The following is a 12,570-nucleotide window of genomic DNA, read 5'->3' as shown; positions in this document are numbered from 1 at the left end:
GAGGATGGCGCCGTGCCCATCGACAATAATTGGGTGGAAAACCAGATCCGGCCTTGGGCGCTGGGTCGTTCCAACTGGTTGTTTGCCGGATCGCTGCGCAGTGGTCAGCGGGCAGCGGCAGTAATGAGTCTGATCCAATCGGCCAAACTGAACGGACATGATCCCTATGCTTATCTGAAAGATGTACTGGCGCGTCTGCCGACGCAGAAGAACAGTGCCATTGCTGAATTACTGCCTCACAACTGGAGCGGTCCGGTCAACCTGTGATAGCCGGACGCTTACCAGCCTGGGTCTTTTTTTGTACTTTTAATAGCGCGTTTCTATGAGATTGAAAAAATGCAGGCAAAAAAGAGCAGGGTAGGATGGGACTCCGAAACCCTGCGTAAGTCACTCTGATTGCGAGTGCGAGAGTGTGATCTGAAAAGCCTGCCGGAAATACCTGTCCGGCGGCAGGAATAAATTCTTTTAAATAGTAGGTCTTCTGACGCTACTTAATCGTGTCTCCTACTCTGACGATCTTCATGGTGTTGGTGCCGCCTTGAGCATTAACGTAGTCACCCTTGGTGATGATGATCAGATCGCCTTCACTTACCACTTTCATCTTAACGAGTTCATTGACGGTGATCTGATTGATTTCAGAGTGAGGGTGATCATCTGAGTTAAACGCCACCGTCTGCACACCTCTGTACAGAGTCATTCTGTGCTGAGTATTGTGATGTCGAGAAAATGCATAAATAGGAAATGGGGATTTGATTCTCGACATAAGTAATGGCGTGGCACCAGTTTCCGTCATGCAAATGATGGCCTTGATACCCTGGAGGTGGTTGGCTGCATACATTGCTGACAGCGCGATGGCTTCGTCCACTTTTTCCATCGCCTGATTGATACGATGCTTCGATATATGGGTCGAGGGATGCTTTTCAGCGCCCACACATACTCGTGCCATCGCTTCTACTGCTTCAGTAGGATATTCTCCTACCGCTGATTCAGCTGAAAGCATTACCGCATCGGTATAGTCCATCACAGCGTTGGCCACATCCGAAACTTCTGCTCGGGTTGGCATAGGGCTGTTGATCATGGACTCCATCATCTGCGTCGCTGTGATGACCACTCTGTTAAGCGTTCTTGCTCTGGCGATAATATGTTTCTGGACACCAACGAGTTCGGCGTCCCCGATTTCAACGGCCAGATCACCTCGAGCCACCATGACTGCATCAGCAGCCAGGATAACGGCATCCAATGCTTCGTCATTATCTACCAGTTCGGCGCGCTCAATTTTTGCAATGACGCCAGCCGTTGAACCGGCATCTGCCAGAAGTTGTCTGGCTTCGTGCATGTCTTCGGCACAGCGGGCGAACGAAACGGCCACATAATCTGCATTGAGTTTTGCAGCAGTGACGATGTCCAGTTTATCTTTCTCTGTCAGTGCTTTGGCTGAGAGGCCGCCTCCCTTTCGGTTGAGGCCTTTGTTGTTGGAAAGCTTGCCACCGATAAGAACCCGGCAGCCGATCTCGTAACCGATAACGTCTTCGACTTCCAGTTCCAGTCTTCCGTCATCAAGCAGAAGAATGTCGCCGGGGTTGACGTCATTAATCAGCTGCTCGTAGTCGATGCCGACACGATCAATGTCGCCGGCATCTTTATCGAGCTTGGCATCCAGGACAAATCTTTGCCCCTTGGTGAGATTGATCTTTCCGTCCACGAAGCGGGAAATACGCAACTTGGGTCCTTGCAGGTCCGCCAGAATAGCGACAAAGCGGTTGTTTTTCTGAGCAAGTTCCCTGACCAAATCAGCGCGGGCAATGTGATCTTCGGCCTCTCCATGGGAGAAGTTCAGGCGTACCACATCAACGCCAGCTTTGATGATGGCGTCGAGGGATTCTGGTGAACTGGTCGCAGGGCCGAGGGTTGCGACGATTTTGGTGCGGCGTAACATCTTATTTTCCTCTACTTATGGGTCTCTCACCGATACGAGACAGATATAACTCGCAAGTGTCTTGCTTGTTTATTGCCCTGCCTTCATCAATGCCAGCGTATTATCCAGCATTCGGTTGGAGAAGCCCCACTCGTTGTCATACCAGGCCATAACCTTGACATGACGGCCTTTCACCTTGGTCTGGTTGGCATCAAAGATGCTGGAGAAGGCTGAATGATTGAAGTCAGTAGAGACCAGTTTTTCATCGTTATATCCGAGGATAGATGAATTCTGGGAAGCGTCACGCAGAATTTGATTAATTTCTTCCTGACTGGTTTCTTTGCTGGCAACAAAGCTGAAGTCGACCAGTGATACATTGATGGTCGGAACCCGGACGGCCATACCGTCGAGCATACCGTCAAGCTCCGGCAATACAAGACCGATAGCTGCGGCTGCGCCGGTTTTGGTCGGAATCATTGACTGAGTCGCCGAGCGAGCCCGATACAGATCTTCATGATAAACATCAGTCAGTTTCTGATCATTGGTATAAGAGTGGATGGTTGTCATCAGGCCGCTCTCAATGCCGACGGAGTTCTGCAGCGCCTGAGCAACAGGGGCCAAACAGTTTGTAGTACATGAGGCGTTGGAAATAATCTGATGATCAGCTGTAAGAAGGTTGTCGTTAACGCCATAAACAACAGTGGCATCCACGTTTTTGCCTGGCGCTGAGATAATGACTTTTTTGGCGCCTGCTTCTATATGAGCGCCTGCGGTTTCTTTGCTGGTGAAAAAACCAGTGCATTCATAAACAACATCAACGTTAAGAGCGCTCCAGGGCAGTTGCTTGGGGTCACGCTGGGCAAGTATAGCGATGCGGTCGCCATTAACTGTCATGGATTCTTCGTCGTGAGTGACTTCACCGGAGAAGCGGCCATGAACAGTGTCATACTTTAATAGATGGGCATTGATAGCGGCGTCGCCGAGATCATTGATGGCAACTACCTGGATGTCTTTGCGGTAGTTATTCTCGTACAGCGCACGGAGAACGTTGCGACCAATACGGCCAAAACCATTAATAGCTACTTTAATCGTCATCGCGAACCTCCTGGAGGTAAAGTTGAGCTGTTGTTATTGTGAGATGTAGTAAATATAACAAAATAAAATTGCCCTTGATAGGTCTTTAGCATGAAAATGTTGTTTTAATCTTGTAATATTACCTACAAAATTTGTTTTGATACTGATGAAAATCAAAAAACAAAGCCATTACCATTTGTCTTGTAAAATAGGATTTACCGGGTTTAGTAAGTAGACGACTATTTATAGGTAAGAAAATTACTGATAGGTAAGAACGTTACGAGCCCTCGAACAAAAATATCAGCGAGTGAATTGATCATGCATGCAACTGTCCAGAGTGTTACCCAGCGGATTATCGAGAGAAGCCGACCCACCAGGGATGCTTATCTGACAAGGCTGAGGAGCCTCAAAAGTCAGTCCCCACAGCGAGGTGTACTATCCTGTGGGAATTTGGCACATGGTTTTGCTGCCTGTACTCAGCCTGAAAAAGATGTGCTGCGTCTGATGAATAAGGCCAACATCGCGATTGTGTCTGCTTATAACGATATGTTGTCTGCGCATCAGCCTTATGCCGGGTATCCGGATATCATTCGGCAGGCTGTCAGTGAAATGGGGTCCGTGGCTCAGTTTGCCGGTGGCGTGCCTGCAATGTGTGACGGAGTAACTCAGGGACAGCCGGGGATGGAGCTAAGTCTTTTTTCCCGGGACACCATCGCAATGAGCACAGCCATAGCGCTTAGCCATAATATGTTTGATGCGATGCTTTTACTGGGTATCTGCGACAAAATTGTTCCAGGCATGCTGATCGGCGCACTGAGTTTTGGGCATTTGCCGGGCATTTTGATCCCAGCCGGGCCAATGCCGACAGGGATCCCTAATAAAGAAAAACAGAGAATTCGCCAACTATATGCCGAAGGTAAAGTTGGCAAGGATGAACTGCTGGAATCCGAGAGTAAGTCCTATCACAGCCCTGGTACTTGTACCTTCTATGGGACCGCGAACAGCAACCAGTTGCTGGTGGAAGTGATGGGTCTTCATGTTCCGGGTGCGGCATTTGTTCATCCCAATACTCCATTACGTGATGCACTGACCGCAGAAGCGGCTCAGCAGATTGTACGTTTGTCTGCTCCTAATGGAGGTGAGCTAGGTCTGGGTGAGATGGTTGATGAAAAAACGATCGTCAACGCTTTGGTTGCCCTGTTATGTACCGGGGGTTCCACCAACCACACGATGCATTGGGTGGCAATTGCCCGGGCGGCCGGTATCGTTATTGATTGGAATGACTTTGATGAACTGTCTTCAGCAGTTCCTTCCCTGACCCGTATTTACCCCAATGGTCAGGCGGATGTTAATGCATTTCATGAAGCCGGAGGGACACCTTTCCTGATTCGCGAGTTGCTGAGTGCTGGTCTGCTCCACGATGATGTAGAGACGGTGATGGGCAAAGGTCTGGCTCAGTACGCTCAAATGCCCACTTTACAGAATGAAAGTCTGATGTGGTCTCCTGCGGTTGAAAAAAGCCTGGATGATTCCGTATTACGTCCTGCCTCTGAGCCATTTGCCCCCGATGGTGGTCTAAAGGCCCTGCAGGGCAATCTGGGGCGCGGCGTGATTAAAGTATCGGCAGTAGCGCATGAACATTGGGTAGTGGAAGCTCCCGCCGTTGTTTTTGAGGATCAGGATGATCTGGCAGATGCCTTCAAACGAGGTGAACTGGAAAAGGACTTTATCGCTGTTGTGAGATTTCAGGGACCAAAATCCAATGGTATGCCTGAATTACATAAGCTAACACCTTACCTGGGCGTACTGCAGGACCGTGGTTTCAAGGTGGCCTTGGTAACAGATGGCCGTATGTCTGGCGCTTCAGGCAAGGTGCCCGCAGCCATTCATGTGTACCCGGAAGCCGCTAATGGCGGGACTCTGGCCAAGATTCAAAACGGCGATCTAGTGCGTCTTGATGCCCTTGCCGGTACCTTGGAATTAAAAGTAGGTGAGGAAGAACTTGCCCAAAGACCTTTGGCAGAGGTGGATCTATCTCCACGTCATGTTAATTTTGGGCGTGAGTTATTCGGTGCCTTGCGGCAAAATGCCGGCAATCCCGAGCAGGGAGCAGCTGTATTTTGGAGCGGTGTCGATGAGTAATAGTGAGTTTGCCCTGGTAGGGGATATTGGGGGAACCAATGCTCGTTTTGCATTGGTTTCACCTGGTTCTACTGACCTTCAGCATATTGAAGTTTTGCCCTGTGCTGATTATGACAATCTGGACGGTGCGGTACGGGATTATCTCAAGCGTTGTCAGCTTGATCGTGTATCAGAAGCGAGTATCGCATTCGCCTGTCCGGTGCATAATGATATCGTCAAAATGACGAACAACCATTGGGTCTTTTCCAAAAGAGAAATCCAGGCCAAACTTGGATTGGACTCATTGAAATGTATTAATGATTTTACGGCCATGGCGCTGGGCGTACCCCATATTGCTGCAGATAAGCTGGTGCAAGTGGGAGGGCCGGATGCCGATGACGATCGGGTCACGTCCGCAAGAGCCCGGCTGGTGATTGGGCCTGGCACCGGGCTTGGCGTATCTGGGCTTATCAGAACCAAAGCTAACTGGGTGCCCCTCTCTACAGAGGGTGGTCATGTCAGTTATGCGCCTACCTCAGCGCTTGAGATCGAGGTGCTGCAATATTTAATGAAGCTCTACGATCGAGTTTCTGTAGAGCGGATTCTTTGTGGAGAAGGTCTGGTCAACTTGTATCGGGGCTTGGCTCAGGCCAGTCAAAGGGACGCGGTATTCAGCGAACCGGCTGAGATCACTGAAGCGGCATTACAGCATACCGATGATTTGGCTGAACAGACACTTTCCATGTTCTGTCGGATCTTTGGACAAGTGGCAGGAGACGCGGCGCTCACTATTGGTGCCTTGGGTGGCGTGTATGTCTGTGGCGGCATTATTCCAAGGTTTACGGAGTTCTTCAAAACCAGTGGATTCCGGGAAGCATTTGAGCACAAGGGAAGAATGCGTGGATATCAGGAGGCGATACCCGTTTTCGTTGTGATGGAGGCATACACCGGTTTGTTGGGTGCTGCGGAAGCTCTTACCAACTCAGAGGTATGACGCTCTCCGTCCCTTTTTGCTTGATGATTAAGAGTCCATCGGATTAGCCGGGAAAATCCTTGTCCGATGGACATGCTCACACTCCTTGCAATGGTATGTAATAGGTACCATGCTAGTGCCGCCAAATATGGCATTTTCTCTTCTACTGGCATGGTAGATGGATCGTCCACCGCACTTGGGGCACCGCCCTGCAATCAGATAACGAAATATGAATCCCATCAAATAAAGGCCCAACGCCGCCGGTAACATTCCAAATATAATAAAGGCGACTATTTTCTCCTGCAGGAACTCCGGTAGTGAGGACCGGATGGTTTCGTGGATCGTCATGCCCAGTAAAAAGCCACCGAGCAAAGCTGTGATGTTTGATAGAAACAGCAAGGTTAGATGCAGCGGTATAGGCATGGTTTGGTATCTTTTTCTTCGGCTTAAAGGTATCAAATAGCGTAAGTGGGCTATTAATAATCTCTATGTCCCCTTTAATAGCCCCTTTCAATACGGGGTTGTGTCAGTCCTGGGCCAACATCCAGGACACAGCTTCTTCACAGTGAATCTCCGTGGTATCGAATAAGGGAAGCTCCGTGTGTTCCGGTTTTAGTAACAGGCCTATTTCGGTACAGCCGAGAATCACACCCTCAGCTCCCTGTTTTTGCAAATCACTCGCGATTTGAAGATAAGCCGCTCTGGATTCGTCTCTAATTACTCCCTGACATAATTCTTCATATATGACCCGGTTAATTTCAGCTTGCTGGTCTTTTTTGGGAACCAGGACTTCCACACCGGCTTTTTCCTGTAACCGATTCTTGTAAAACCCCATTTGCATCGTGAAAACTGTTCCTAGCAGGGCAATCCTTTGAACTCCATTTTGTCGGAGTAGGCTGGCAGTGGCATCAGCGATATGAATAAGGGGGATGTTGGTAGTAGATTCCACTTCCTCAGCGACCCTATGCATAGTGTTGGTCGCAATAAGCAATCCTTCTGCGCCTGACTGTTCCAGTTTGGAGCCGGTCGTACTCAGGGTGTGACCAAGAGTCGTCCAGTCCTGCGCCGCCTGAAGTGGCTCAATCTCTGCAAAGTCGTAGCTGGCTATCAGTAAAGAAGCGGAATGGAGTCCTGCCAGTCTTTCCCTGACCCCGGTATTAATTCTCTGATAGTAGGATGCGGTAGATTCCCAGCTCATCCCCCCAAGAATGCCCAGTGTTCTCATGAATGATCCTCGCATATCATCAAATGGTATTTACCCAGCACATCCGCTTTCAGGCGCAGTCGCCTGTGGTAGTTGAGTCGGTAGCGGGAGTCGAGGCGAAAAATTGCAGCAATAAAAAAGGGCGGTATGGTTCCGCCCTGATCAGAGAAGTGATTTGTCAGACTTCCCGGTATTCCACTTTGTTGTCAAATACGACAATTTTGGATCGACCAGCAAGCCAGTCGCGATCATAGGGTGATATAAAGTAGACACCGGTGATAAATAAGTAGAAGACCCCGAATACATAGGAGTAGGCGAAGGTCGCGATGCCGATGAATAATACAGCTGCAATCAGCATGTAGGATTTCAGCTCGCTCAGATCGACAGCGGCGGTTTGTTGAATCTGGTTAAAGAGGATAAATATCCGGGTGGTGGTGTAGACGGATACGGTAAAAACCGCAAATAACACCAGGGATTGGGCGTTAACTCCGCTGAATATGAAGTTGGCTAAAGAGAAAAACAGTGATACCTGCACCAGGCGGGCAGGGGTCTTATCTGTGAGTTGCATGGGTAAACTCCTGTACCTGCTCAATTCTCAAGGCAAGAACTATTCTAGTTCAATTTTGCATCGTTAGGATGAATACTTTGTCATATTCTGGCTGGGTTTTATGCATTGGGTAAGCCTATATGGAAATTCACTGGGGGAGTACTACTCCCCCCTAATACGCCTTGGGGATTAAAAACAGGGATGATGTGGGGGGTGCGCGAATTTAGCAGTATCGGTATACACAGTATAGCCCCCTGGTGTTCGATTTCATTTGTATCGCAGGCAATTAGCTGAACTGGTTACATATTGTCATCCCGGAACACCAGCTTGTGGACAACAAAAATAACTCATAGCGAGGTAATAAAGCATGAACGCTTGGAAAAAGCTGGCCGGCGCCGTTGCCGCCTCAATGTTGGTATCTGCAGGAATGGTTTCTTCTGCATACGCAGATATCGAAGAAGGAAAGCTGGTTGTATGGATCAACGGTGACAAAGGCTACAACGGTCTGCAGGAAGTGGGCGATTGGTTTGAAAAGGAAACGGGTATCTCTGTGACGGTTGCACACCCTGACAGTGTCACGGACAAATTTCAGCAAGCGGCTGCCACTGGCAATGGGCCGGATATCTTCATCTGGGCGCACGATCGTTTCGGCGAATGGGCCAAGTCCGGTTTGATCACCCCTCTGAATCCTTCGAAAGAAGCCAAAGATGCAATAGTTGACTTCACCTGGGACGCGGTTTCCTGGAATGGTCAGGTCTATGGATACCCTCTGGCCATTGAAGCGGTTGGTTTGATCTACAATAAAGATCTGTTGCCCGAGCCCCCTAAATCCTTCGAAGAAATTGAAGCCCTGGATAAGAAGCTGAGTGCCGACGGCAAAAAAGCGATCCTGTGGGATTACAACAACACCTATTTCTCCTGGCCTCTGTTTGCCTCGAATGGCGGATACCCGTTCAAAAAGTCTGACTCCGGTTATGATATCAAAGATACTGGTGTCAACAATGACGGCGCCAAGGCCGCTGCCAATATGATCAAGAACCTGATCGATAAGGGTGTGATGCCCAAAGGCGCGGACTATGGGGTTATGGATTCCAAGTTCAATAAAGGTGAAGTGGCCATGGTAATCAATGGACCATGGGCCTGGGGTAACCTGAAGAAAAGTGGCATCAATTTCGGTGTGACCACGATTCCTACCATCAAAGGCGAGCCTGGGAAGCCGTTTATCGGTGTTACCGCGGCGACCATTAACTCGGCCAGCCCCAACAAAGAACTGGCAATTGAGTTCATCGAAAACTATATGACCACTGTCAAGGGTCTGAAAATGGTCAATGATGATGTGCCTTTGGGGGCGGTCGCCAACAAAGAGTTTATGGCTGAACTTGCCACTGATCCAAATATTGCGGCAACCTTCAAAAATGCCGAACTGGGCGAGCCTATGCCCAATATTCCGGAAATGGGAGCATTCTGGTCTTCAATGGGACCTGCATTGCAAAATATTACTTCCGGTCGGCAATCTGTCGATGCGGCCCTGGACATGGCAGCACAGCGGATCACCCGCTAAACCGACGAGAATTACAGAGAACGGAGGCACGTCTCCGTTCTCTGTAAGAGCTGTCTTTCATCTATCATTAATGCAAATCGTGGGGCATATCCATGCATAGTCACGCCCTTTCAACTTCAGTTGCTGAACGCAAGCGAATTATGAATACCAGTATTTTCAAGTGGGCCGCTCTTGGCGCGACGTTTCTTTTGGCGCTCTATCTGACAGTGGCCCTATATGCTCAGGATCAATTCGCCTTTGCCATGTTGTTTCTGGTAGTGATCGGGTCAGCACTTTACATCTTCAGTTCCAACAAGGCATATGCCCATCGATATATATACCCTGCCATTGCCGGCATGGGGGTATTTGTCATTTTCCCCCTGATCTATACCGTCGGTATCGGGTTTACCAACTACAGCGCCAGTAATCTGCTGACATTTGACCGGGTTCAGGAACAACTCCTTGCCCAGCAGTACCAGACAGGCGACGAGAGGTATAAATTCAAGCTTTATCCCGAAGGGGAGCAGTATATTCTGCAGCTGCAACTGCCCTCGGGTGAGATGGTGGGGACCAGTGCCTTTGGCATGAGTGCTGAGGAAGAAGTTGCGTTGGAGCTGGAAGCGGCAGGTTCATCACCATCAGCAGCGCCACTGGGACTTAAAGATATTGTTAAGCTGAAGAATGAACTGCGGCAGGTGGAGTTGAAAACTACGGAAGGCAAAAGCCTAAGGTTGGCGGGGCTTCGAGACTTTGCTGCCATGAGCCCGGCGTATACCCTTCAGGAGGATGGAACTCTCTACGATCAGCGCAATCAGGTTGCCTACTATCCCAACGATGATATCGGTTTTTACCAGAACGCAGAGGGCGAGACATTGTCGCCCGGCTGGACGGTGACAATTGGCTGGGAGAACTATCTGAGAGTGATCACGGACCCGAGTATCCGGGAGCCGTTTATGCAGATATTTGTCTGGACTATCGCATTTGCATCACTCACCGTGTTATTTACCCTTGCCCTGGGGCTCATGCTCGCTAACCTGCTGCAGTGGGATCAAATCAAAGGCAAAGGCTTTTACCGGATGATGCTAATTCTCCCTTACGCGGTACCGGCTTTTATTTCCATCCTGGTCTTTAAGGGTCTGTTTAATCAGAACTTCGGTGAGATCAATCTGGTATTGGAAGGTTTGTTTGGAGTACGCCCGGATTGGTTCAGTGACGCCGGACTGGCCAGAGCCATGATCCTCATCGTCAACACCTGGTTGGGCTACCCCTACATGATGTTGCTGTGTATGGGCTTGCTGCAGGCCATTCCGAGGGATCTCTATGAAGCCTCGGCGATGGATGGAGCCACTCCGCTGGATAATCTGTTCCGCATTACCCTGCCTCAGATTATTCGCCCGTTGATTCCGTTGCTGATCGCCAGCTTTGCTTTTAATTTCAATAATTTTGTACTAATCGCACTGTTGACCGGCGGAGCACCAGACATTATTGGGGCCACCACACCAGCCGGTACAACCGATCTGTTAGTCAGCTACACCTATCGGATTGCCTTCCAGGATTCTGGGCAGAACTTCGGTCTGGCTGCAGCAATCGCTACAGTGATCTTCCTGTTGGTCGGTTCGCTGTCCCTGCTTAATCTCAAGTTGTCCAAGGTGAAGGTTTAGGAGTTTATCGATATGGCCATGGTTCAACCCAAGTCTGTTAAATACCGTGTCTGGGCGACCCACTTCGGGCTCTTGTGTTTTATTTTGCTTATTGTGTTTCCGTTGTTGATGGTGATCTCCATTTCTTTTCGCACCGGGAACTTTGCCACCGGGAGTCTGTTACCGGAAAATCCTTCATTGGAGCACTGGTCGCTGGCGCTTGGCATACCCTATACCCAACCTGATGGTACGGTGTTGCAACCTCCGTTTCCGGTACTGCTCTGGTTGTGGAATTCGATCAAGATTGCCGTTATTTCCAGTGGCCTGATATTGTTGCTTTCCACCACCAGTGCCTATGCTTTTGCACGCATGCGTTTCAAACTGAAAAGTACCATTCTGAAATCCATGCTGATTTTTCAAATGTTCCCTCCGGTACTTTCCCTGGTGGCTCTGTACGCCTTGTTTGACCAGATAGGTAATCACATCAGCTGGTTGGGGATTGATACCCACGGTGCTGTGATACTGGCATCTCTTGGTGGGATGGCGTTGCATATCTGGACCATAAAGGGATATTTCGAATCCATTGATCGTTCGCTTGAAGAAGCGGCGATTGTCGACGGTGCAACCACCTGGCAGGCATTCAGATATATCCTGCTGCCGTTGTCCGTCCCTATTCTGGCGGTGGTGTTTATCCTGGCGTTTATCATGAACATTATGGAATACCCTATTGCCTCTATTCTGTTGCTGAACGTCGACAACCTGACGCTTGCCGTCGGGGCCCAGCAATATTTGTATGAACAGAATTATTTGTGGGGCGATTTCGCCGCCGCAGCTGTTTTGTCTGGTTTACCCATCACCGTGATATTCCTCTATTGCCAGAAATGGATTGTCGGCGGGCTGACGGCCGGGGGAGTCAAGGGGTAATCGCGCAAAACTTTCCTCGTCTTCCTTTTGTTGCGCGTACCCGGCCGGGAGATGATCTCCTGGACCGGGTCTTTTTTGTTAAAGCCATTCAGTATTCCGAATAAAAACTGTGATAAATTGGCCTCTCTGATACTGGTGAGATGGCTGCCCCAAGGAAAAATCACAATGCGATTATTGTTTGTTGCCGGAGTACTGATATGGCTTGCCGGGTGTTCGGCATTTGAATCCCGGCCTCTGTATATGGCCAAAGAGGGTAAAAGACCCCATGGATATAGCGAGATCCAGTTATCTGAGCGCTACTATCAGGTGACTTACGAAACTTATGAAAACGTGTCGTTTGCCGACGCGGAAAAATTTGCACTAAAACGGGCAGCTGAGCTTAGCGTAAGTCAGGAGGCGTCAGGGTTTGATGTACTTGAAAAAGCCTGTTTCAACGATTATCTGATAGAAGAGTCTGCCGAAATAGCCCCATCGCAGCGCACAGCGACCTTTTCCTCTGATGCCGGCCCAATATCAATTCCGATTGATGAACCTTATTTCCCGTCAGTCACGCACACTTATGAAGTCAAAAAATGCGTGCTGAAAGTAGAGCTTCTCGACTCTCTCTAACCCTCTTAGCTCCTCTTTAAAAG

11 protein-coding genes are annotated in these 12,570 nt (G+C 49.3%); 7 read left to right on the top strand and 4 right to left on the bottom strand.

The genetic code is table 11. The features are described from left to right. Positions 1-267: transposase domain-containing protein (locus F566_RS0112460; protein ID WP_020405026.1), on the top strand; the 267-nt coding region annotated here is incomplete at its 5' end. A 220-nt stretch (positions 268-487) separates the two neighbouring features. Here the strand turns inward: F566_RS0112460 and pyk are convergent. Together pyk and gap are read right to left on the bottom strand one after the other, a co-directional pair. Next, positions 488-1,936 carry a pyruvate kinase gene (gene pyk, locus F566_RS0112455; protein ID WP_020407318.1) on the bottom strand — a complete coding sequence of 483 codons (1,449 nt, stop codon included), beginning with the start codon at positions 1,934-1,936 and terminating at the stop codon, positions 488-490. 69 nt (positions 1,937-2,005) lie between these two features. Beyond that, positions 2,006-3,010, bottom strand: coding sequence for a type I glyceraldehyde-3-phosphate dehydrogenase (gene gap, locus F566_RS0112450; RefSeq protein WP_020407317.1), 1,005 nt, complete (start codon positions 3,008-3,010; stop codon positions 2,006-2,008). A gap of 297 nt (positions 3,011-3,307) precedes the next feature. On the opposite strand from gap, the gene edd reads away from it, so the two are divergent. Together edd and F566_RS0112440 are read left to right on the top strand one after the other, a co-directional pair. Continuing rightward, a complete protein-coding gene (edd, locus tag F566_RS0112445) occupies positions 3,308-5,131 on the top strand; it encodes a phosphogluconate dehydratase (protein ID WP_020407316.1) in 1,824 nt (607 codons plus the stop codon). Beyond that, a complete protein-coding gene (locus tag F566_RS0112440; RefSeq protein ID WP_020407315.1) occupies positions 5,124-6,104 on the top strand; it encodes a glucokinase in 981 nt (326 codons plus the stop codon). The genes edd and F566_RS0112440 overlap by 8 nt, the downstream gene beginning before the upstream one ends. Before the next feature lie 505 nt (positions 6,105-6,609). Here the strand turns inward: F566_RS0112440 and F566_RS0112430 are convergent. Then, positions 6,610-7,308 (bottom strand): aspartate/glutamate racemase family protein, encoded by a 699-nt coding sequence (locus F566_RS0112430; protein WP_020407313.1) that lies wholly within the window; start codon positions 7,306-7,308, stop codon positions 6,610-6,612. A 157-nt stretch (positions 7,309-7,465) separates the two neighbouring features. Beyond that, complete coding sequence (locus F566_RS0112425; RefSeq protein ID WP_020407312.1) at positions 7,466-7,855, bottom strand: hypothetical protein; 390 nt, start codon at positions 7,853-7,855, stop codon at positions 7,466-7,468. A gap of 346 nt (positions 7,856-8,201) precedes the next feature. Here F566_RS0112425 and malE point away from each other — a divergent pair, with 346 nt between their 5' ends. The 4 genes from malE (at position 8,202) to F566_RS32735 (ending at position 12,547) form a co-directional block, all read left to right on the top strand. Next, on the top strand, positions 8,202-9,395 hold the full coding sequence (gene malE / locus F566_RS0112420) for a maltose/maltodextrin ABC transporter substrate-binding protein MalE (protein ID WP_020407311.1): 1,194 nt from the start codon (positions 8,202-8,204) through the stop codon (positions 9,393-9,395). Positions 9,396-9,487: 92 nt separating this feature from the next. Next, on the top strand, positions 9,488-11,035 hold the full coding sequence (gene malF, locus F566_RS0112415) for a maltose ABC transporter permease MalF (RefSeq protein ID WP_020407310.1): 1,548 nt from the start codon (positions 9,488-9,490) through the stop codon (positions 11,033-11,035). A 12-nt stretch (positions 11,036-11,047) separates the two neighbouring features. Next, a complete protein-coding gene (gene malG / locus F566_RS0112410; RefSeq protein WP_020407309.1) occupies positions 11,048-11,938 on the top strand; it encodes a maltose ABC transporter permease MalG in 891 nt (296 codons plus the stop codon). A 165-nt stretch (positions 11,939-12,103) separates the two neighbouring features. Further along, positions 12,104-12,547: a CC0125/CC1285 family lipoprotein gene (locus F566_RS32735; protein ID WP_157496757.1), complete on the top strand. Its 444-nt coding sequence runs from the start codon at positions 12,104-12,106 to the stop codon at positions 12,545-12,547. Positions 12,548-12,570 lie beyond the last annotated feature (23 nt).

The sequence above is a fragment of the Hahella ganghwensis DSM 17046 genome (assembly GCF_000376785.1).
GTDB classification, from domain to species: Bacteria; Pseudomonadota; Gammaproteobacteria; order Pseudomonadales; family Oleiphilaceae; genus Hahella; species Hahella ganghwensis.
Note: the sequence above shows the minus strand (reverse complement) of the source record. Positions and strands in the feature narration are given on the sequence as shown.